This is a genomic window from Poriferisphaera sp. WC338, from assembly GCF_050931845.1.
Lineage (GTDB): Bacteria > Planctomycetota > Phycisphaerae > Phycisphaerales > Phycisphaeraceae > Poriferisphaera.
In genome coordinates this window covers 195,837-217,851 of sequence record NZ_CP194516.1, presented here as the reverse complement: position 1 = coordinate 217,851, position 22,015 = coordinate 195,837, and the positions used below count along the sequence as shown (strand labels likewise).

General features: G+C 46.5%; 19 protein-coding genes. 4 read left to right on the top strand and 15 right to left on the bottom strand.

Translation table 11 applies throughout. The features are described from left to right. The first annotated feature begins 423 nt into the window (after positions 1–423). Complete coding sequence (locus ACQ6WK_RS00905) at positions 424–1,923, top strand: tetratricopeptide repeat protein (protein ID WP_432798859.1); 1,500 nt, start codon at positions 424–426, stop codon at positions 1,921–1,923. 125 nt (positions 1,924–2,048) lie between these two features. Next, complete coding sequence (kdsB, locus tag ACQ6WK_RS00900; RefSeq protein WP_432800358.1) at positions 2,049–2,804, top strand: 3-deoxy-manno-octulosonate cytidylyltransferase; 756 nt, start codon at positions 2,049–2,051, stop codon at positions 2,802–2,804. Between the two features lie 81 nt (positions 2,805–2,885). Here the strand turns inward: kdsB and ACQ6WK_RS00895 are convergent, their stop codons facing one another. Next, the gene (locus tag ACQ6WK_RS00895; RefSeq protein ID WP_432798858.1) at positions 2,886–3,743 is read right to left on the bottom strand and encodes a spondin domain-containing protein; all 858 of its coding nucleotides are present in this window, start codon (positions 3,741–3,743) and stop codon (positions 2,886–2,888) included. Between the two features lie 434 nt (positions 3,744–4,177). On the opposite strand from ACQ6WK_RS00895, the gene ACQ6WK_RS00890 reads away from it, so the two are divergent. Both ACQ6WK_RS00890 and ACQ6WK_RS00885 read left to right on the top strand, forming a co-directional pair. Continuing rightward, the gene (locus ACQ6WK_RS00890) at positions 4,178–6,019 is read left to right on the top strand and encodes a CTP synthase (protein WP_432798857.1); all 1,842 of its coding nucleotides are present in this window, start codon (positions 4,178–4,180) and stop codon (positions 6,017–6,019) included. 142 nt (positions 6,020–6,161) lie between these two features. Continuing rightward, a complete protein-coding gene (locus ACQ6WK_RS00885; protein WP_432798856.1) occupies positions 6,162–7,151 on the top strand; it encodes a DUF481 domain-containing protein in 990 nt (329 codons plus the stop codon). 9 nt (positions 7,152–7,160) lie between these two features. Here ACQ6WK_RS00885 and ACQ6WK_RS00880 read toward each other — a convergent pair whose 3' ends face one another. The 14 genes from ACQ6WK_RS00880 to ACQ6WK_RS00815 all read right to left on the bottom strand — a co-directional run bounded on the left by ACQ6WK_RS00880 (position 7,161) and on the right by ACQ6WK_RS00815 (position 21,962). Beyond that, entirely contained in the window at positions 7,161–8,711 is a 1,551-nt protein-coding gene (locus ACQ6WK_RS00880) for a carbohydrate porin (RefSeq protein WP_432798855.1), read from the bottom strand. 236 nt (positions 8,712–8,947) lie between these two features. After that, positions 8,948–10,147 (bottom strand): hypothetical protein, encoded by a 1,200-nt coding sequence (locus tag ACQ6WK_RS00875; RefSeq protein ID WP_432798854.1) that lies wholly within the window; start codon positions 10,145–10,147, stop codon positions 8,948–8,950. Positions 10,148–10,271: 124 nt separating this feature from the next. Next, complete coding sequence (locus ACQ6WK_RS00870; RefSeq protein ID WP_432798853.1) at positions 10,272–10,778, bottom strand: type II secretion system protein; 507 nt, start codon at positions 10,776–10,778, stop codon at positions 10,272–10,274. Further along, a complete protein-coding gene (locus tag ACQ6WK_RS00865) occupies positions 10,779–12,392 on the bottom strand; it encodes a PulJ/GspJ family protein (RefSeq protein WP_432798852.1) in 1,614 nt (537 codons plus the stop codon). After that, complete coding sequence (locus ACQ6WK_RS00860) at positions 12,389–12,853, bottom strand: prepilin-type N-terminal cleavage/methylation domain-containing protein (protein ID WP_432798851.1); 465 nt, start codon at positions 12,851–12,853, stop codon at positions 12,389–12,391. Before ACQ6WK_RS00860 ends, ACQ6WK_RS00865 begins: the two co-directional genes overlap by 4 nt. 89 nt (positions 12,854–12,942) lie before the next feature. Beyond that, a complete protein-coding gene (locus ACQ6WK_RS00855) occupies positions 12,943–13,413 on the bottom strand; it encodes a prepilin-type N-terminal cleavage/methylation domain-containing protein (RefSeq protein ID WP_432798850.1) in 471 nt (156 codons plus the stop codon). A 224-nt stretch (positions 13,414–13,637) separates the two neighbouring features. Continuing rightward, a complete protein-coding gene (locus ACQ6WK_RS00850; RefSeq protein ID WP_432798849.1) occupies positions 13,638–14,297 on the bottom strand; it encodes a hypothetical protein in 660 nt (219 codons plus the stop codon). Beyond that, positions 14,276–14,830 carry a type 4a pilus biogenesis protein PilO gene (gene pilO / locus ACQ6WK_RS00845; RefSeq protein WP_432798848.1) on the bottom strand — a complete coding sequence of 185 codons (555 nt, stop codon included), beginning with the start codon at positions 14,828–14,830 and terminating at the stop codon, positions 14,276–14,278. Before pilO ends, ACQ6WK_RS00850 begins: the two co-directional genes overlap by 22 nt. A 9-nt stretch (positions 14,831–14,839) precedes the next feature. Beyond that, positions 14,840–15,466: a hypothetical protein gene (locus tag ACQ6WK_RS00840; RefSeq protein ID WP_432798847.1), complete on the bottom strand. Its 627-nt coding sequence runs from the start codon at positions 15,464–15,466 to the stop codon at positions 14,840–14,842. After that, positions 15,463–16,617 carry a pilus assembly protein PilM gene (pilM, locus tag ACQ6WK_RS00835; protein WP_432798846.1) on the bottom strand — a complete coding sequence of 385 codons (1,155 nt, stop codon included), beginning with the start codon at positions 16,615–16,617 and terminating at the stop codon, positions 15,463–15,465. Before pilM ends, ACQ6WK_RS00840 begins: the two co-directional genes overlap by 4 nt. After that, positions 16,617–17,855 (bottom strand): type II secretion system F family protein, encoded by a 1,239-nt coding sequence (locus ACQ6WK_RS00830; protein WP_432798845.1) that lies wholly within the window; start codon positions 17,853–17,855, stop codon positions 16,617–16,619. The genes pilM and ACQ6WK_RS00830 overlap by 1 nt, the downstream gene beginning before the upstream one ends. Continuing rightward, positions 17,852–19,702 carry a GspE/PulE family protein gene (locus tag ACQ6WK_RS00825; protein WP_432798844.1) on the bottom strand — a complete coding sequence of 617 codons (1,851 nt, stop codon included), beginning with the start codon at positions 19,700–19,702 and terminating at the stop codon, positions 17,852–17,854. The genes ACQ6WK_RS00830 and ACQ6WK_RS00825 overlap by 4 nt, the downstream gene beginning before the upstream one ends. Then, a complete protein-coding gene (locus ACQ6WK_RS00820; RefSeq protein WP_432798843.1) occupies positions 19,699–20,034 on the bottom strand; it encodes an STAS domain-containing protein in 336 nt (111 codons plus the stop codon). The genes ACQ6WK_RS00825 and ACQ6WK_RS00820 overlap by 4 nt, the downstream gene beginning before the upstream one ends. A gap of 41 nt (positions 20,035–20,075) precedes the next feature. Next, positions 20,076–21,962, bottom strand: coding sequence for a sensor histidine kinase (locus ACQ6WK_RS00815; RefSeq protein ID WP_432798842.1), 1,887 nt, complete (start codon positions 21,960–21,962; stop codon positions 20,076–20,078). Positions 21,963–22,015 lie beyond the last annotated feature (53 nt).

The following is a 22,015-nucleotide window of genomic DNA, read 5'->3' as shown; positions in this document are numbered from 1 at the left end:
CCTCAAGGGCAAGACCGCCCCACAGACCACGATCCCACATGGATTTAGCACCTATATCACGAACAAGATCGCGCGGAATCTAGGCAAGCTATACGGAAGATGCCGAACAAAACATGCTGGCATACGAATCAGGGCGGGGAAACCTACACCTTTATGAGGAAATGAGTTAAAATTAATATCTGCCTTCACTGACGGAAACCGCATGGGAACAGCTTCACAGCGATCTGAGCATCTTCCGTTTTTGATCGGCCACCATGCGTGAAAATTGATCTTGATTGATACGCAAGACGCGGAAACTCCCAGACGGCATCATAGCCGATGCTCGACGTGAGCCCCACGCTTATCATGACACAGATTCAATTTGCCTGAAGCTGCAAAGACAAACAATCTCTGCAAGAACAGACATTGGAGCGAGGCTTAGTTTTGGCACTATTCGGTAAAAGTAGCGGATCTAAAGAATTCAAACCCAATCTGCGCAACGCGCGGAAGTTTTTCGATCATGCCAGCACGTATGCGGACTCACGCAACTACGACGGCGCTGTCGAAATGTTTATCAGTGGGCTACGGCATGACCCCGACAACCTCACCATGCATGAAGAGTTATACGAGGTTGCCAAACGGCGCAAAGTCGGCGGCGGCAAACCCGCAGGTTTCAGTGAAAAAATGAAAAGCATCGGCCCCAGCAATATTGACAAGATGCTACAAGCCGAAAAGCTCTGGGCCAAAGATCTCTTCAACTGCGAGCTATTGCTTGACGCGATGGACCACGCCGTCGATGCAGACAAGGAATTTGAGAAAGCCGCTGAAGCCGAGGAAAACGGCGAAGTCACTATCCATATCGGCGAGATCGCCAACTGGCTCGGCAGCTTAGTCCTTGAATACGCTACTCAGTACAAAGACAAACAGCAGTTCAAGTACTACCGTAAGGTTTGCAATCTCTTCCAAGAAATCGGCATGTATGACCAAGCCTTCGAAGCTTGCAAACGCATGAATCGACTATCACCGAACGACACCAATCTCCGCGCTGAACTCAAGAGTCTTGATGCTGCCAAATACAACATGGCCAGCACGGAAAGTGAAGACTTCCGCGGCAATATCAAAGACGCAGACGAACAACGCGAACTGGAACTGGAAGATGCAAGCGTTCGCACCGAAAGTGCGGTTGATGAGATGATCGCAAACCGCCGCGCCGACTATGAAGAAGACCCGGAAGATCTGGACAAGCGCATGAAGTTTGTCGAAACGCTTCTGAAAAAGGAAGACAACGAAACCGAAAACGAAGCGATACAGTTGCTCACCCAGACATGGGAAGAAAACGGGCAGTACCGCTACAAGATGCGCGTCGGCGATATTCAGATCAAACAAATGAATCGCAACATGCGCAGTATCCGTGAGGAACTGAAGAAGAAGCCGGATAGCGAACCGCTCAAGCTACAATATAAAGAAGCACGTAAAACGCAGCTTGCATTCGAGCTCAAAGAGTTTGATGAACGTGTGAAGAACTATCCAACCGACTTAGCGATGAAGTACGAACTCGGTCGCCGGCAGCATGAATCCGGCATGCTCGACGAAGCAATCGGTACATTCCAGCAAGCTAAACAAGACCCGAAACACCGAGCCATGTCGCATTACTTCCTTGGCGATTGCTACCTGCACAAAGGATGGATGGATGAGGCGATCGACACCCTCCGCACTGGGATTGAGGCCCACAAGGTGCCGGATGACAAAATCGCGATGGCGCTCAATTATCTGTTGATGGGATCCCTAGAAAAAGCAGGCGAGAACAACAACAATCTCGAACAGCTAGAAGAAGCATCAAAGATCGGCTCCAAAATCCTACAGAACAACATCAACTACAAAGACATCAAAGACCGCATGAACAAACTGCGTGACAAGGTCAATAGTGCCAAAAACAACGGATAAAACCGCTGGTATATCGTGATGCATAATTGACGGCACCACGCGGCGCATAGAAAATAGCATTCATGTCAAGCCCACGCTTTTCGGCGTGGGTTTTTCAAGACCCGTTTTTCGAGAAAGGCCACCCCATGCCCCCCCAAGCCATTGCCGTGATTCCCGCAAGATATGATTCCAAACGGTTTCCGGGCAAACCATTGGCCGACAAAACCGGCAAGCCGCTCATTCAACACGTCGTCGAGCAAGTCCAGAAAGCCAATCGAGTCGGACGCATCATTGTCGCCACTGACGATGAGCGCATCGCCAATGCGGTCAGAAATTTCGGCGGCGATGTCATCATGACTCGTAACGATCATCCCAACGGCACAAGCCGCATCGCGGAAGTTGTCGAAAAACTTATCGAAGAAAACGGCGGCCCTCTCCCTACCGACACCATCATCGCCAACGTTCAAGGCGACGAACCCGAGATTGAACCCACGGTCATCGATGAACTCATTGATGGCCTCGCCAATGATCCTGTAGCCCCCATGGCCACTCTCGCCAGTGACTTCGCTGAAAACGAAGACCCGGCCAACCCTAATATCGTCAAACTCATCGTGAACCAGAAGGGGCATGCGATGTACTTCTCGCGATCCATGATCCCCTATGCACGTGTGGGCAAAGATGCAGTCACACCATTAAAGCATCCAGGCTTGTATGCTTATCGCCCTGATTTCTTGCTCGAATATGTCACCCTCGAAGCAACGCCTTGCGAAAAAAGCGAACGCCTCGAACAGCTCCGTGCCCTTGAGCATGGCTATCCTATCGCAGTCATCAAAACCGTCGTCAAACACCACGGTATCGACACACCCGGCCAGTATGAAGACTTTGTCCGCCGAATGACGTAATCCCTGCCCCCACTCAGCGCATAAAAACACCTGCAACACACGGCGCTACAGGTGCTGTTGGGTAGAAATTTCAAATGCAAATCAGACTTGTTGCTTCCGACGACGCCCCAGTGCAACCAAGCCGCTCGCCCCGAGCAAGATCAATGACGTTGGCTCTGGCAATTGACTCACGGTAATGCGCGCAAGCAATTGATTGCTGCCAATAAGTGATGCTGCATCAGCAGAGATCGTCGTGCCCGCTGCGGTTGTGCCGCCGATGATGTTGCCCGTAAGATCCAAACCGGTGTGCGCACTCACGACACTGTTGGGCGTGGCTGTGCCTTGATCTGGCCCGGTTTGACCACCGAGTCCAGTCAGAAACGCCACACCAAATTCGTCATTGGCTTCCGTACCAGCGTCGAGAATGTTTGAGCCGAAGATCAAAATCTCAAACGGACCTGCAAAGTTTCCGCTCGCATCAAAGATCGCATGATCAACCGGGTTCCCACTCGCGATAAACGCATCATTGCTGGGGATGACCATCGAAACATAACTGAAATAACGATTAGTCGCGGCATCAAGATTGTTAAACGTTTTTGATGCGGATGTGCCGGGCGCAATCGGACCACCGTTCGCGATTACATCATCAATGCCACCCGCACCTCGTGTAACAATTGCATCGAACTCACTGCTAAGTACTGCGGTATTGCCATCTTCAGCGAGGCGTTCCAGCCCGCGTGTAGCTGTCGTCCCCGTGTCATAGACATCGAAGCTACCGTCGTGAAATCCGACCCAGAGCGGCGTGAGAAAAAAACCATCGTCCTGTGCAATGTTTTCGATCGTGACCTGAATACCCGAAGCCTGTACTTGCTGCACAACAAAACCTGTGGATAAAACCGCAGCAGCAGCTGTGGTGAAAAGTGCAGCACGTGATCTGATGTGTGTGAAAAATGTGGACATGAATACGTCTCCTGTAAATATAAAAATGAAAAGGGTGACAACACCACTGGCTCATCCGTATGAAGCCAGGGGAATAGGCGAGGAGATCGCGCACCGGAAACATGACCGGCTTGCGGGTACAGCACGACCTGCATATGGGCTGATAGAGCAGCAGTAAATGCGAAAAGCAGCAGAAAAATAGGATCAATCTAGGTGCTGCTTGCATGTAGGGACGAATGGCCGAACGGCCAACTCAGCTGCAAAGAGGCGAATTGTTCACAAGTGAAATCGTGTAAGCACGTCGATTATTCCCTGGTGCGTGACAATTTCTAAGAGCATGTGAAAATTGTCTAAATTGACATAAATGATTGATCCGGTGGCAGTAGCATTTTCAACATCTCCTTCCTCGCCACATGCTAAGTTGAAACACGATCACAAACGCGGTACGGTAGGACATGCCCTCCAAAGAAAACAACGATACAACGCAGGAACTTCTCTCGAAAGCCGGACACCAAACACAGGAGTCTGAGTTTTTCAATCCGATCCCCGAAGGCTATATCAAAGGCCGCCACAAATACGTGGTCGTCCTCGGTACAGTCATGAGCGGGCTCGGCAAAGGGATCTTCTCTTCCTCTCTTGCCAAACTTCTGAAAGACAAAGGCCTCACCATTGCCCCCATCAAAATGGAGGGCTACCTCAACATCGACTCCGGCACGCTCAACCCTTACCGCCACGGCGAAGTCTTCGTCCTCGATGACGGCCTCGAAACCGACATGGACCTCGGCACCTATGAGCGCATGCTCGACCAAAACCTCACCCGCGACAACTACACCACCTCCGGCCAAATCTACCGTACCGTTCTCGATCGTGAGCGCTCTGGCGGATACCTCGGCCGCGATGTCCAGATGATCCCCCACGTCACCGGCGAAGTGAAATACCGCCTACGTGAACTCGCACTCAAGCAACAAGCCGATGTGGTCTTCATCGAAGTCGGCGGAACCGTCGGTGATTACGAAAACTCTTTCTACATCGAAGCACTCCGCGAACTTGCCTTTGAAGAAGGCGAACGCTCTGTCGCATTCGTCGCGCTCACTTATGTCATCGAACCCCCTGCCCTTGGCGAACAGAAATCCAAACCTGCGCAGCTCGGCCTGAAAAAACTTATGGAGGCCGGCATCCAACCGGACATGATTGCCGTCCGCGCGCAAAGCCCCGTCGAGGCCACCGCCTGCCAGAAGATCGCCATGTTCTCCAATGTGCCCATTAAGCGTGTCTTCTCCATGCACGACCGCTCATCGATCTATACCATCCCTGATTCCATGCGCGAAGGTGGACTCGATCGTGAAGTACTAAGCATTCTTAAGTTGCATGACCGTGTTGATGCTGTGCACGAAGACAAGTCACGCGTGAGTTGGCGTCAATACGTCAAGATGCTCACCACAAAACGCAAACACAAAGTCAAACTCGGTATCACCGGCAAATACGCTTCGCTCCGTGACGCTTACGCTTCCATTGACAAAGCTATCGAACACTGCGGCACACACCTGAACGTTGATATTGATGTTGATTGGTTTGACACTACACAGATTGCCCCCGAGCAGATCCCTGCCGCGATTGATTCATTCAATGCCATCGTTGTTCCCGGCGGGTTCGGCCACCGTGGCACTGAATCGAAAATTGCATGCGTGAAATATTGCCGTGAAAACAAAGTGCCTTACCTCGGCATCTGCCTCGGCTTCCAAATGGCTGTCGTCGAACATGCAAGAAATGTGTGCGGCATGTCCTCAGCAGCTTCAACCGAATTCGACCAGGAATCCGAGTTCCCCGTCATCGACATTCTGCCAGAGCAGAAAAAGATTGAAGGTCTCGGCGGCAACATGCGACTCGGTGGTAAAGACGTACTTATTAAAGAGAACACACTGGCCGCAAAACTCTACGGCGACCACTACACACATCAACCACATGCAAACGGCTTCACCGTTCGCGAACGATTCCGTCATCGCTACGAAGTCGATCCCAACTACATCGAAAAACTCGAAGCGAAAGGTCTTATCTTCTCTGGTCGCCACCCAGAGCAACCCATCATGCAGTTCCTTGAACTGCCACTCGACGTGCATCCATATTTCATCGGCGCCCAGTTCCATCCTGAGCTCACAAGCCGCCCACTCAATCCACAGCCAATGTTCATGGGACTCATTGCCGCAGCCATCAAGCACGCCAACCCCAATCTCACGACCAACGAGATAAGCCCTCGCTGGCTCATCGAAAATATCCGCACTGCAGGCAAGCCTGCCTAAACTACCGATAATATGCCACATGTGACCACAACGGCTTCGGGTTTCAGCAAAAATCGGAGTGGTTATTTGATTGCGTTCTCAAACTCATTTATAAAGTGATGTTGTTGTAAACGGTTTTAACCATTCTGCTTGAGGGTCGATCATGAAATTTGGGAATATCTGCCTTGCCGCAAGTCTTGCGTTGTGCATATCTACCGCCACAAATGCCGCCAGTGTCCAACTGAGTAACGGTGACACCATCAATGGTGAGGTTCTTGAAGTTACCGAAGAACATATCGTCATCAACCATCCCGTCATCGGCCAGGTGCGCATCCTCAAAACGCAAGTAACCAATCTTGATGCGGTATTGAATCCAGATGCTCCAACTGAACCTGCGTCTGAAGCGAAACCTGAACCCGTTGCTGAGCCAACACCGCCAGAAGAACCTGTGGTTGAAGACGTCATCCCCGGCGTACTCGGCACTAATTTCCTGCGTGGCTGGGAAAAGAGCCTTCAAGCAGGTGTCTCAGGATCAGCAGGCAACTCTGAAACGACTGACATCAATATTGGTGCCAATGCCAAGTTCGAAAATGACCTCAAACGATGGGATTTCTCCAGCGCTTTGTTCTACTCTGAAGCAGATGGCAAGGAAACCAAAAACCAAGCTTACGCTCAACTCGTACGAGACTGGAAGTTCATTGATTCACCGTGGTTTATTTTCGCGCAAGGCCGCTACGACTACGACAACTTCCAAGCCTATGAACATCGCGTCTCACCCAGCGGCGGCCTCGGTTATCAGTTCTATGACACTGATGATTTCAAACTCCGCAGTACATTCGGTGCTGGCTTTGCTTATAACTTTGGCGATGTCGACAAGAAATTTGTCCCTGAAGCCAACATGGGCATCAGCGGCGAATGGAATATCAACGATCACAACTCATTGACTGCTGGCTCACAATACTTCCCAAGCTTTGAAGACCCCATGAGCATTTACCGCATTGTCAGTAATGCTGAATGGAAAATCAAAATGGATTCTGCTCGCGGCCTATCACTTAAGCTCGGCCTACTTCACGAGTACAACTCACAAACCGATGGTACGGACACGAACAACAACGACCTGCAATACTATGCTGCACTCGTACTTGACTTTTAAACCATCATCCTAAAATTGCACACGCATACGAACACCCCACAGGAAGATTGGATCACTTGTTGGGTTATTTGCTGGATTGAAAATCACCTGAAAGTCCGGCGAAATCTGTGTATAGTTCGTCACCTGCACACGATAGAAGAACTCAAGGTTCGTTTCTTCCCGTTGTGATGAATCACTCGGATCGGTCCACGCCGCCGCAACCCCAATCATGTCACCAATACGACGAAACGGACCAAGCACGGTAATACCACCCGCTACTTGTTGCCGAGCAATCGACGTTGCGGTATCTCCAAACCCATATCGAATAAACGGCACAACACCATGCCCTATATGCTGTTCGCCAATAAATGAAAAACCAACACCCGATTTACCTTCTACCTGCGACTGCCAAACGATCACATGATACCGACCCTGATATCGATTTTTAATAAGCGGCTTGAAAATAAAATCTCCCATAAAACCAAAGTCGCCATTGTTCAATGTATTAAAACCAATGTCGCCTGGTGTCGCATCATTATTCACCATCAAGCCATGAAATTCGAACCAACGATTGGGTATCACTTGAACAGCAAGTCCCGGAGCATATGCACCTATCGCAGGAATCACCTGCCCTCCATCGAACGCGCCACTTAAGAATTGTAACGACTCATCATCCGCAACCGTAATCAATGCAATATACTGATTCGGATGGAGCTTCCCTGCGGTAAAAAGTACCTGATCATCAAAAAAGCTCTGCGTATAAGACAGAATGTTCACCTGTACATTGTTCGGCTGATACAACGAATCCACACCGGATATTGCGCCTATTGCGGAATTCAAATTAAAAAAGCGACTGCTTTGATCTAGGTTAACACCCGCACGCATAAGAAACTCAACCCAACCATTACCAATGTATGGGAAATTCTGTGGCTCATGGCGTAGTACTTCCCAAATCAAACCAAAATCTAAACGGTTGAATAACTGCTGGCTCGGTTGATTGCCTATCACTTCTGATGCATTCTGATAAAAAGTTGTGTCATAAATATTGGACCGAACTCGATATTCTTTGACCATGTCAAACTTAAAATCTTCCCATGCATCTCGCAATGGAGGAATCGGTGAATCAAAAAGCAATGGGTCTAGATTGATCGGGCTACGTGTATTGCTAAGCGGCATGATCCCCGGTGCCGCCTCATGAGGTGGCCCACTACTATGATCTGCAGGCTTTGATTTCTTTTTCTCCTCTAGTTTCTTGCTGCCAGATTCACTTTCTACATCAGGCTTTCTAGCATCTTCATCTTTAATTTCTTTATGTTTGCTCTCTGTCTTCTGGCCTTCTAATTTTAAAATCTTCTCGACTTCCTTCTCCAACTCCTCCATCTTTTCCTCAAACACATGTCGCCATGCATTGAGCCGTGGCGAACCAAAAAATGATGGATTAGTGGGTACAGATTCAGATTGCCTGCCCTGAGCTTTAATCTGCCCAAAGCGTTCTAGCCATACACTCAACTCCTTAGGATCATCACCACCGTATGGGTCATCCAATAACTGGTCATACAAGTTAAATGTATCTGCATGCAAAGAACTCCCCAGCCCGAAACATACAAACAAACCGAACGCTATCACCACTTGAGATATCGTTTGCCCGATAAACGTGGCTTTTGCTTGTACAGTTGCAAACAGCATGCGATATTATCTGACCAGATGACAACACACCTATGACCGCGCAATAAAGTTCAACTGTAATATTATCGACATTCCCCCGATGAGATCGTGCATAATTATATGCCTAATAAATCTCGAGCTAAGTAACATCATTAATCATAAATCTGTTTGATTGACCCCGGCACAATTTTCATGATCTCATTATCCCCTATTAAACTCGCAGCTTCATTCTGCACTTGATTCTGATAATGAAATACTGGGGCATCCGCAACATGCATATTTTTTAAACAAATCACACTACCATGAAACAGAGATGATTCCTCCACATGTACATTCCCATTGACAAGAACAATCCCTTCAATTTGACTCTCGTGCTTATCCGTAGCATCACTATCTGTTTGCTCTAAATATGCCATACGCGTTGGATTAAAATTATATGCATAATCTGCTTCATTAAGCATATGCTTTCCGCCTCGAAAACTGAAAGTTACATCTCCATCAACAATCAATGAGATGCCACCTTTAGTTAACGGCTGCAACAAAACCTGCTCATCTAACGTCAAATTAAATCCATTGGTCTTAACATATAGTGTTCCTTGAATACGAATATTTCGAATCGTTAAATCTGATTTCAATTGCAGTCTATAGACATACTTCATTTGCTTCGCATCTACCTGATCTTCACTCGGACCAAGTACGGTACGCTCAAAAACACTGCCGGAAATCATAATATTTGCATCTGGATTCTCGTAGAGAGTAACAAGGCTATAATCAAATGGAGCCAAGGTAGCATTCAAAACTTCTTTCTTACCTTTAATATTGGCTTTCCCATTGATTGATTTTCCTTGAGCGTTTCCTTCGATCGCACCTGAAACAAGAATATTGCCACTACTTGATGCTCCTTTGCCTTTTACAAACATACTTGCCCCCGCAGCAACAGTAAGATTCCCCTCTACATGTACAGGATAATTGACTGCAGGAATCTTTAGGCTTTCAGAGGCAAGAATCGCCTGCAACATATATCTCGATTCCCCCTGCCTTCCTTCAACCTCTATACGTATATTCTCACCCACATGATCCTTGAGAAGGCGTCCTTGCTCATCTTGAACATCAATGCTGATTGTACCGCCGTTACCTAATACAACCTGATCATACCAAGAACCATCTGGCCGTATTGTTCTCCAATTATCTTCCGTATTGAGTAGGTGCACCGCATAGTTCAAGGCTGACTTAGCTTGATACTGTGCATGATATGTATTATTCGAAAGCGATTGTGTTTCATGAAGCACACGTAATCCGGCTATCGAACTAATACCAATCGCCATAACAAGCAAGCTAAATGCTAAAAGCATAATATAGACAGATCCACGTTGTCTCGACCTCTTCATTCGATACGTCCTACTTTGACCAGCTAGTTTGGGTTTATGGTCTTTCATATCTAATACCAGAACAATTCGAAAATTTACACAACGAGACTTATTGAATACCCAACATTTGATAATGGGATGACACAATCGTCGAAACTGATGCCTTTTCACGTTGACCGCTAAACACAGAAACCGTTACTTTCTTCAAACCCGCGTCCTTAGTTTGCGATTTCTGAATATCCGCAGGATTTAAATATGTCACCGTAACTTCACGTTTCCAATTTACGTAACCATCAATAGCTTCTCCAGAACGTGTCTTCACAGGTTTTTCTACATACCCTGCATAATCATCAATACTATCAAATGCTATGCGGCTCACACTTTCTCCTGCAGAGCTACCAACTGAATTAACTTCTGAGTAGCTTTGCGATAGAATTTCTTCTAGTAGACTTTCTGCAAGGAAATTAGAGATAGCTTCTTCTGAAATCATAATCTGTCGAATTTTTGAGCCGTGATACACTGTCAATGCAGCTACAAAAAGACCACCCACAATAAGAATAGACATAATGGTTTCAATCAATGTGAATCCGCATGTGTGCCGGCGATTGCTTTCCATCTAATCTCCTATCACACTTAAGGAGGCAGAATTAATCGCCCCCTCTTTATATGTCTTAACGATCATATCAGTAGAAATGTTATCTGCCTGCATTTGCTCTAAGTCATATGGCCCGTACGCAGCCCCTTGAACAATTAAATATGCTTCTCTGCGATCTGGATCAATCAATTGCCTAATGTCGATATAGCCCATCGGCAAGTGATTGATAGAAACAATGCTCTCCCAATCCCCAGATCTTTTATTAGAGAAAGTCAGGCTTTGTATTTCTTGCTGTTTGTTGTAAGTGAGTTCAAACATTGTTTCAACAACGTGGGTTTCAGATACATCAACCCGAGTTCTTGTATCAATTAAACTTCCTTGTTTTCTACTGCTACTGGCCACTATATGCGCAAGTACATAATCTTCGTCCCGTGCCAATATGTGATCTAACGTTTTAAGTTCATGCTCACCTGACAAGTATCCTTCATCTTCAGTAGACAGATTTCCTTTAGTACTTTCAAGGCTCCAATCAATCCCATTTCCAGTAATATCCAGATTCGCAAGTGTTGTTGAGAAATCTGAGTATAGAACCGTTTTCGACAGTTGAGGCTGATTGAAAAAATTCACATACAAATTTTGATCTTCAGACTCTTCCTGATTCTTATAGTGAACTTCAATCCCCTTAAAATGCTCACGGGTATAGACCTTGGAATCTTGCGACGTAAGTTTGCGATATTTGAAAGCTACACTTACTCCCGGCCACAAAACGTCATTCCACGTTTTTCCTTGATCAGTGCTGAATTTCGCCATTCCTGCGTTCACAACACTCCCAAGCAATGCAACATTGTCCTCTGCATCCATGGATTTTACAAAAACAAACACCTTCTGGTTCAATTCAAGCTCTATTGGTTCACTGAATATTACAGGCACCGCCTTATAGTGATTCGTAAGATCAACCTCAACTGTTTTTTCTAGAACTTTAGCAACTAAACCATCGTTCTCACCAACCGTCCAACATTCGACATGAAAATCTACTTCATCACTTGTTAGCTCTTGTGCATAGAAGTATATAGCATCCAAGATCCAACCTTCATCACCCAAATTGTGTTTTGGTAATATCATACTCCCTTGCCATAGATTCTCTTTTACATTGATCTTTACCGGGAGAACACCGGTATCGATTCTTGCAATCAAATTCTCTGACTCAACAACCGGCGGCTCAAACGAATAAACCCCTTGATGCAAGATATAACCAAACTTCAACGCCTCAAGATTGTCAAATACGGTCGTATGACTAACACCATTGTAGGTCCGTTTGAGTGTTTTGTTGTCATCACTCCAGGTATACTCAATCCGTTCGACATTACCATTGCCATTACGATCGTCAACCACAACTGCCACACTGGCTTCATCATGCTGAAGGATATGCTGGGCATAATGCATATCCTGAATAAATTGATCCCATCCACGAACGCGATCAACTAATTGAAATTCAGGGCTAGTCACGCTTGGAATCGTATTAAGCGAAACCGCTAATGTTACACCTATAGCACTAAGAATGATTGACATGACTGCCATGCTGACAACCATTTCTATTAATGTAAAACCAATCCTGTATCTATGTGATGTTCTCATTCAAGCGATACCTCACCAGTATGGCAATCCACATTTATTTTTTGTTTGTAACTTCCCCGATACAAATCGAATTCATACATTTTCTCAGGCATACCAAAGCCATTTATAATAAATGACGTTTCTCCTGATAGATCAATGTTCATACTCACTTCATAAATTGAATCATTTAGATTCAACTCTCTAACCACGCCATCATCCGCCTTGCCATTTGGCCCCGAGAGGTATATGCGCTGTCCTGCACTATCAAAATGCATCGTGTAAGATGAGCTTGTTGCCTTTGCGATTGCTTTAGCGTACTCAATCTCATACAAAGCGCGTTGCGATGCAGATTCGAGCATATACTGCGACGAAGCATTGCTAATACGAGGCATTGCTATCGCAGCCACAATGCCAATCAGTACCAGTACAAGAACTAACTCAATAAGTGAAAATGCGCGATTATGTTTTTGATCATTCAACATTCTATATACACTTATTTTATCTATTATGGAAAACCGCTCATCATCATAAACCTGATGTGAGCGGATTATCATTTAGATAGTGAGATAGTTTAGAACGTCTTAAACTTTTTACCGTCTCGAGCTGCCGCATCACCTGTATTGGCAACAATCGTGCCTTTGACCTGGTCGTAGGCCCACACTTCTGTACCTGAGCCGTCCCCGACTGTGCTAAGCTTTGGACTAGCACCTACGCCTACAGCTGGAACAGATCGCAAGTATGGACCAAACTCATATGTTGATGAGTAACTTGGATTCGTATTACCCGCAGCATCTGAGTATGTCGTCAACTGATCGGTAAACTTTGCAAGTGTCGGATACGCACCATTATGCTCCGCAGCATAAAGATCGATCGCATTACGTAGTACGGTCAAGTTTGCAATAAATGCAGATTCAGAAGCACCCGATGCTCCACGGCTCATTCTTGGAATAGCGATTGCCCCAATAATACCAATGATGACCACGACGATGACAAGCTCGATTAAGCTGAATGCCGCGATTCTTTTTGTCTTATGACTATTCATCTCTTTCTCCGAAGTAAACGTAAGATTGAATGTTCTTTCCACTAATAGAAATCGTCGCAAGAACAGTCAAACTTAATGTTCTGAAAAAGAAATGTTTTTGTTTTAAAGAAAAATCTATAAAATTCGATTGGTTGAATATACGCATCACCCCACCAATCAATTCGGATCTATTTTCTCCGCTTTCTGATAGACCACGAATGTCATTGCAATGATAAATTTCTATATTATTTATTCATGATTGTAAGTGTAACTTTGCCATTCTTGCTTGCAAAGATTGCTTGGTCTCCACTTACACTTAAGAGACGATAACGTTCGATCGATTCACCAACTCGCACGGGATATCCATTTACGATGGCAATGCCACTATCATCTGTTTCAAGTAGTGCGGTCAACGTGTACTTCGATACAAAATCAGCTTCGCTTAATCCCTGCGTTTCAATTTGTTGCTGCTGCTTTTCTACACGCTGAACCCATGATCCAGCTGGTTCAAAGGCATTCCTATCTGTTTGGAGAAGCTGCATTTCTTGCTCGCTAATCGTTCTAAGGCGCTCTGCCACTAAAGTCGATGCTGAAACCCTATCCAGTGAACCGAGCAGTGCATTATTCTGCTTACCATTCTTATTTACAACTTGTGCACTATTAGCATTGGATTGTGCTTGCTGAACAACGCTTCCTTGAACACTCGCCGACGCTATCTGTGGCGTTGTGGTACTTTCTGAAAGGATGAAGCGGTCGACACCAAGCGCGCCAAAACCAATCGCAAGAACCGCAATCAGTATTTTTCTTTCTTTCGTTAGCCTCATTGCGGTATAGCAGACGATATGTTTTGCTATGATGCAAATATTTTTTATTAATTTACAGCTTAGCTCGGAGAGGCGTACCATACTAATTCAACATCAAATGATGCTTTTCGCGTTGGCTGATCAGGATACCCCTTTAAGCTTATACTGACTACAGAAATGTCCATAAGCGATTGGTGAAGCTGATTAAGAAACTTTTCACAACTCATAAAATCACCACTACCCTTAATGCGAATTGGTATCTTGTAGTAATGTGTTTCATTGATGCCCTCACCTGGTTCAACGCGATCAATCTCCAGCATAACCTGTGTGGCTATCTCGCTAATTTGCGATAATCTTTCATTAAGTGAAGACGGCAGCATCAGCTGAATTTCCGTATCATCTATAAGACGAAGCGTTGCTTGATGATCTAGGCGAAGAGCTTTTAATGCGTTATTCTGACCTTCGAGGTGTTGTTGTCGCTCGGTTAACTCACGTTTTTCTTCGATGACTCCAAGCTGATCATCATACAACGGCTTGAATCCCATCAATCCAATTAGAAACGTTATCGCCATGCATGCAGAAAAACCTGCAATATCTATCTTTCGCTTACCAGCTTTCTCTTCATTCTGATTCATGACAATAACCTATTTTCTTGGCGTTACGGATGTCATCGTTTGAGATGCATTTCCCTCAACACCGATCATGCATTCAATCGTAAACTCTGTCGCTTCACCATCTGCAAATGGTCGCTTGCGTGTTTTACCTGGCTGAATCTCATCAAACATACCGCAATTTTTAAGCCGAACAACATAATCGTAACTTGCTGTCAGTGTCCGAGACAATCCAACCAACTTAAGGTTGTATTGAGATATCTCAACCATATCACCAAACTTGGTATGCTTTTCAGGCGTAAGCTCACAAGAAGTTAATACAGTATTTTCATCAAGTAATCCTGCGAGTAAATCGAGAAGCATTGACCAATCTGGTTGCTCGCCGATCATATTTGTAGCAGCCAAGTTTGCTTTTGCTTGTAGAACTCGTGGCTTAATACTCTTAATTGCCTCTTCCGTCGCAGATACCTGTTGATTCACATCCGCAAGTTGATCTTCTATCTCATGAACGCTTTGCCCCCAAGAGAATGTGAACATGACCCACGCTGCAACCAGAAGAATGCTGTACACCGACACTGCAACAATCCATTGCCGAATGCGTATGTGAATTAAACGCTTTATACGATAATGAGGTGGTATAAAATTTACTGAACGTCTCATGCCGCCTCCTTTGTATATTGTGCTAACCCCGCAGCAACATTAAACACAGAAGAACGAAGAATTTCAGATTCTAATTGCGTTGACTGCCCGATATGATTGAACTCAACATTATAAACCCGTGCGTCTACAATTGCAGAAAGATAATCGGTTGCCCCTAACATTTCGGCTCCACCACCCGTAATCAGTAATGCTTGTAACGGTGCACTGGGGTATTGATGCAGCGCATAATTCATGGACAAACTAAGCTCTTGCCCGACCATGGAGTAATGGTCCTCTACTAAATTTCTGAATTTATTAAATAGCTGAACATCACTATCGCAAGCACCTTCATGATCAGCTACGCCAACTTTACCAAGCAGCCAATCAACAACAGATCGCGGAATACCATGTTCCGCCTCAATCGCTTCAAACATAGTTTTGTTTGCACACTTCTCAAGCGTACGTTGATAGATCACAGTCCCATGATGGATCAAGTCAAAACTTGCAATCTCCCACGCAAGATCTACAACCGCAACAATACCTGGCATCTGGTTAATAATTGGTGTACAACTTCGGGCGGTAGCCCACCCTTGGGTATCAACTCCCGACACTCGCAGTCCGCCACTTTCAAGAACTTCAATCAATTGATTCACATCTTCATGCTTACAACATGTTGCCATCACTGGTACTGTCTGCGTAGAACGTATCGGCCGAGGCAATTCCCAATAATCAAATGAAACCTGATCCTGTTCCAGACGATGTGATCGTGAAAGCTCCCCCTTCGCAATCTGTATAAGATTTTCTTCATTACGAACCGGCGGGATATCAAGCACACTTGAGAAAGTTTTGTTCGCTGGCATAGACACAACAATTTCATGACCAATGAATCCGCTTCGGCTTAACACTTTCTTCAGCCGCTTGACTTCTTCAGTCGAGAATGGTTGTTCAGGTTCTAATCGATCAAATTTTGCTGCAGCTTCAATCTTCGGACGGCCCGGCAATTGATCGGCATCAGGCAACTCACTTAATTCTCCATCAGAGTGGTATGCAATACTTCCAGCCTCAACTTGAAGTTTATCTGTTAGATTCCCAGATAACTGTACCGCCTTGATCTGCCGCGCCCCAATATCAAGACCAATCGGGCCAATATTTTGCTTTCTCGATATTCTCATTATGAACCTCCCGTCATAGCAGTCAGATCAAACAATGGTAGGAACATGCTTAGTGCAATCGCACCGACAAGAACGCCGAGCACAATCAAAATCACCGGTTCAAGTAAACTCGTCAATGATTTCAAGACCGTTTCATTTTCTTCATCTACAAAATCTGCCATATTCAATAACATATCGCTAAGCCGTCCCGCAGATTCACCACTCTTAATCGCTTCATAAACAGATGGATCTACCATCTTCGGATCACTGAAGGCTTGACTCATTGGATCGCCATTCTCTACTGACTTCATCGCATCATCGATCAGTTTTTGATAATGTACATTACCGGCAGTTTTACTGGTCAATTCTAGAACATCAAGTAACGGCACATAGCTGTCGGTCAGTACCCCGATCAAACGAATAATTCTTGCAACAACGAAACTTCGTGTCATGACACCAAACATTGGCACACGTATCAGAAATAAATCGAATGCGCTTCTGCCTTGAGGCGTACGGATCCAATAGAATAATCCAAATGTTACTGCAATCGCGCCGATCAAAATGGCCCACCAGTACGACTGCAAACACATGCTGATAAACATCATAAATTTTGTAGATGGTGGAAGCGGCATCTTCAATGTTTCAAACAAGCTTGCAAAACGTGGTAGCACAAACACTAACATGAGTGTCAATACCGCACCTGAAACCGCCAGTAATAAGGCGGGATACATCATCGCACCCATAATGGTGGTTCGGGTTTGCAACTGCTTTCGCACAAGTGTCGACAATCGATCAAGAATTGGCGAAAACTTTCCTCCTGCCTCGCCCGCACGAATCAGACTCCGATAGATCTGATCAAAATACCGCGGATGATGATCCATCGCATCTGAAAGCGAATCACCCTGCTCAATCCGTTCACGCAAATCCGACACAACAGCCTGCCAAGTTGGATCCTTTGCTTGCCGCTCCAGCGCACTAAGCGTTTCAATCATAGGTGTGCCCGAAGAAATCAACACGTACAACTGCCGCGTAAACATAGTGAGATGCTTAAGGCGTTTTGTACCACCGTTTAAGCTTGGCATCCGCCATTTTGGTTTGTTATTTTCAGCCTGTGTTTGCACGTCGTCCTGCGCACGAATCTCTGTTACAAACAGACCCTTGCTACGCAGACGATCCGTTGCTTCCATTTCATTGATTGCTTCAATTGAATCGCGAACAGCCGCACCGGAGGCATCAAACGCATGATAAGTTAGCTTCATGCAACCTCCTTAGAGCCGCTTTTCTTTGGCCCTTGATCAATCGAGCAAACATCAATCTGCTGATTAATCACTTGATCCTGCGCATCTGAATCTTGACCGCCTGCATTGACGATCACATCCGGTTCTTCCCCGTCTACTTCATCACAATGTGTTACACGTAGCACTTCTTCAAGACTGGTTTTGTGCTCAGTTGCAATCTTTACACCCTCTTCACGTAACGTAAGTTGATTTAGATCCTTCATTTTTTCGCGGAGTTGATGAGATGCTGCTCCACGATGCACCATACGGCGGAGATCTCCTTCAAGCTGCATCACTTCATATATACCCACACGGCCTTTGAAACCACTGTTGTGACATTGCTGGCATCCTGACCCTTTTCGGAAGGAAACACCAGATAACCCCGGCACTGCAGCATCCGTAATCACTTCATCAGATGGATAGTATTTTGTCGCACAATGCGGGCAAATCGTTCGCGCCAACCGCTGGGCTACCACGCCAACCAGTGCACTTGAAAGCAAATACGATTCAATCCCCATATCTAATAGCCGCGCAACCGCACCCGGTGCATCATTGGTGTGCAATGTCGCAAGTACCAAGTGGCCGGTAAGAGCGGCCTGCACAGCCACGCGCGCAGTCTCTTCATCGCGCACCTCGCCAATCATGATCACATCCGGGTCTTGGCGGAGAATCGATCGCAACGCTCGAGCAAAGCTCATACCGATATTGTTTTGTACTTGGATCTGATTCACAAGATCCAGTTGATATTCAACCGGATCTTCAACGGTCACAATGTTGCGTTCAGGGCTGCGAAGTAGATCCAGTGCAGAGTAGAGTGTTGTTGTCTTGCCGCTACCTGTTGGGCCTGTCACGAGAATCAAACCATGCGGTGAGTGCAGCATAGACTTAAATGTTTCCATCGATTGCTCGCGGAAACCAAGATCTTCTAGACGCACACGTAGGTTTTGCTTATCCAGAATACGTACCACGAGCTTCTCACCAAGAAGCGTTGGTATACTCGACACACGCAGATCAATCTCGCGACCTTCAGCCACAATCCGCACGCGACCTTCCTGTGGCAGGCGTTTTTCTGCGATATCCATTTTGCCAATCACCTTGAGTCGTGACACGATCGCGGCATGAATTCCTGCTGGTGGCTTCATCAAATCGCGCAACACCCCATCAATACGGTAGCGCACGCGCGTCCCTTTGCGGTCCGGCTCAACATGGATATCACTCGCGCCATCGCGCACTGCGGTCAGCAACGCCACATTCACAAGATTGATGATCGGACTGCCCTCGATCATATTCTCGAGATCAGAGGCTGGCCCTTCGTCAACCTTTTCACGCTCAACCACTTCAACGTCAGACTCGACAAGTGATGTTAGGAACTCATCAAGATCGACATTACCACCCTTGTATTTCTGTAGAAATTCGCGAACATTGCTTTCCAACGTAAGGACTGGCCGAATCGTACAGCCTGTAATCTGACGTAGACGGTCAATCGTCGGTAAGCTCTGCGGCTCCACCATCGCCACCGTCATCACATCGCGCACCTTGAACATCGGTACGACCATCATCCGCTCAGCTTCTTCTTCGCCAATCTCACTGATGAGTGACGGGTCAATGAGGCCGTGACGCAGATGGCACCCGCGGATACCCAAATTCGAAGCAAGTGTATTGACCAGTGCACCGCTGTTGATCACACCTTGTTCAACCAATACCTCGCCAAGACGTTTGCCGGTTTCCTTTTGCGTTTCAAGCGCACGATCAAGGTCCTGCTGGCTCAACGCCCCTTGTTCCAGCAGTGCCTCACCAATCTTCTGTTTTCGCCGACGAACATCCGTCACAGGAAGCTCCTTACCGCTGAGCCGACGTCTTCGTAACATTCAAAGAAGTTCGCGAGTTCTGTGAGGTCTAATACTTCTCTTACAGTTTCATTCAAGCTGCAAAGCTTTAAGATCTGTCCAGCTTGGGATAGTTCATCATTCACTTCCAACATGACTTCAAGTCCTGTCGAATCCACATACGCAATCGAGCTTGCATCAAGAATAAACCGTCCCATGCTGTCGCTACGGATACGCATCAGACAACTTTTGAATGTAGACACATCGTTCCGTGTGAGTGGACCGATCGGTCGAACCACAACGACGGCCCCTTTTTTTTCTTCTTTAATCTCCATCGGCCTGCCTCCACAAACCTGCAGCCATCACTGCGGCTACATTATCTTCCAACACCAACCTGTAGTGGGATCGTCATCGTAAACGTGCTGCCCTGATCTAGTTCAGATTCTAAAGTGATATCACCGCCGTGCATCCGCACCATCTCACGTGCTAAAGCCAACCCCAAGCCAGAACCCGTTATGCCTTTAATTCGTCTGTCCTGAGCGCGGTAGAACTTTTCAAACACGTGCTTCTGATCCTGTTCAGAAATTCCAAGGCCTGTATCGCGCACCTCGACCGACAATTCACGATCCGACGACTCAACAATCACGTTCACTCGTCCGCCATCCGGTGTGTACTTCAGCGCATTACCAATCAGATTATGAAGTGCACCAATGATCTTCTCGCGGTCGCCTTGTATCACTGGCAACTTCGGTGGGCGTTCAAAGATCAGCGAGATTTTCTTCTCCTCAGCAAGTGCCTGATAATCACGTTCAATCGTTGATATCTCATCTTCGACACGCACATCATCACGAGTCAGCTGCATGGACCCCGCTTCGATTTCTGCAACACTCAGCATGTCAGAAACAATGCGTTCAAGCCGACCTGTTTCCTGGTTAATCACATTCAAGCAGTTCTCTCGCATCTTAGGATCACTATCGCCATCATCAATCGCGGTTTCCAAATACAAACGAATATTTGTGAGCGGCGTACGGAGTTCGTGCGTTGCCTGTGCGACAAACTCATGGCGTGCTTCCTCAGCCACACGCTGCTGCGTGATATCTTCAATCACCAACATGACACTTGGCGTGTTACCTTGCTTCAGTGGCAGAATCGAAAAGCGAAGTACACCTCGATTGTCATGACCCTTCGGTTTATCTTCCTCTGAATCCTGCATGATCTCATCGGTATACAGCTCCAGATTCACTCTGCGGCGAATCATTCCGCTTGCGGCCTCATGCATCGCCACACCAAGTGCATCATGATTGATATAGCTCAACATAAGCTGACCGATCATTTCTTTGTAATCTGTGCGCAGAAAAACAGAAGCTGCGTGATTGGCATAGTTGATCTTAAGCTGATGATCCATCAGGATCAGCCCCTGACTCATCGCATCACATCCACCAGCTAAATCACCTGCGCCCGCAGCGCCAACACCTAAAGATTCTTTCACGCCACGCACTGCCATTTGGTCCTTAAGCATTTGCTGCTCACGAATCAGTTGGTTCCACGCAGTTGCTTCGTCACCAAATTTTGTGGAAACATCCAACGCACCGTGTGAACACTCGCCTTCCTTTTGGCTCAGAAGTGCTTCACGGATGCGTGTCATCGCTTTGTATCGTTGACCGGCTTTGTTATAAACCAGAAGCAACAATAGAAGTGATCCCGCACCAATTGCGCCAGCACCAGCTTGCGTCTCCCAAATGGAAGGATCGGAGATCAGTTCCCCGGTTAACTCCAGAACAAATGTGCCGTTTGCACCTGCTTGAAGATGATGCGTGACCACAATGGTTTCACCTTCGTCAACAATTGAAACAGCATCCTGTATTGATGAGGGACGACTTCTTCCAGAGTTATTTGTTTTTAAATTGATATGATCATTGATAACAATTTTTGGGTTCATAGCCGCCACAACATCGCCGTTCTTCAATCGGATCTGGCAACTGCTAAGGTGAAACTGCTCTGCAGCATCGACCACTGCCTTGCGTGCTGTAGTAAGGTCACCCTCACCCAAAGCTTGTTCTGTAAAATAGCTCAGCACATTAGCCGCCGAGATCAACTCCCCTCGTCGCTGCTTCATCGCCATGGACTTCTGATTCGATGTCCATAGATAGCCGCTACCGAGCATTGCCCCGATCAGAATGGCCGCCGTGATGCCCGCCACGACCGGCACCGACCAATTCACGCCTGGTCGCCGATCTTGCGCAGTTGCATGGCTGCTTTCCATTTTCTCACCCTTCCTCACACTTACATCCAGCTAAAAAATACGTAAGCCCTCTC

Coding starts and splice junctions, on each gene's coding strand:
- kdsB (WP_432800358.1), top strand. CDS start 2,049: ATGCCCCCCCAAGCCATTGCCGTGATTCCCGCAAGATATGATTCCAAA.
- ACQ6WK_RS00895 (WP_432798858.1), bottom strand. CDS start 3,743: ATGTCCACATTTTTCACACACATCAGATCACGTGCTGCACTTTTCACC.
- ACQ6WK_RS00890 (WP_432798857.1), top strand. CDS start 4,178: ATGCCCTCCAAAGAAAACAACGATACAACGCAGGAACTTCTCTCGAAA.
- ACQ6WK_RS00885 (WP_432798856.1), top strand. CDS start 6,162: ATGAAATTTGGGAATATCTGCCTTGCCGCAAGTCTTGCGTTGTGCATA.
- ACQ6WK_RS00875 (WP_432798854.1), bottom strand. CDS start 10,147: ATGCTTTTAGCATTTAGCTTGCTTGTTATGGCGATTGGTATTAGTTCG.
- ACQ6WK_RS00870 (WP_432798853.1), bottom strand. CDS start 10,778: ATGGAAAGCAATCGCCGGCACACATGCGGATTCACATTGATTGAAACC.
- ACQ6WK_RS00865 (WP_432798852.1), bottom strand. CDS start 12,392: ATGAGAACATCACATAGATACAGGATTGGTTTTACATTAATAGAAATG.
- ACQ6WK_RS00860 (WP_432798851.1), bottom strand. CDS start 12,853: ATGTTGAATGATCAAAAACATAATCGCGCATTTTCACTTATTGAGTTA.
- ACQ6WK_RS00855 (WP_432798850.1), bottom strand. CDS start 13,413: ATGAATAGTCATAAGACAAAAAGAATCGCGGCATTCAGCTTAATCGAG.
- ACQ6WK_RS00850 (WP_432798849.1), bottom strand. CDS start 14,297: ATGGTACGCCTCTCCGAGCTAAGCTGTAAATTAATAAAAAATATTTGC.
- pilO (WP_432798848.1), bottom strand. CDS start 14,830: ATGAATCAGAATGAAGAGAAAGCTGGTAAGCGAAAGATAGATATTGCA.
- ACQ6WK_RS00840 (WP_432798847.1), bottom strand. CDS start 15,466: ATGAGACGTTCAGTAAATTTTATACCACCTCATTATCGTATAAAGCGT.
- pilM (WP_432798846.1), bottom strand. CDS start 16,617: ATGAGAATATCGAGAAAGCAAAATATTGGCCCGATTGGTCTTGATATT.
- ACQ6WK_RS00830 (WP_432798845.1), bottom strand. CDS start 17,855: ATGAAGCTAACTTATCATGCGTTTGATGCCTCCGGTGCGGCTGTTCGC.
- ACQ6WK_RS00820 (WP_432798843.1), bottom strand. CDS start 20,034: ATGGAGATTAAAGAAGAAAAAAAAGGGGCCGTCGTTGTGGTTCGACCG.
- ACQ6WK_RS00815 (WP_432798842.1), bottom strand. CDS start 21,962: ATGGAAAGCAGCCATGCAACTGCGCAAGATCGGCGACCAGGCGTGAAT.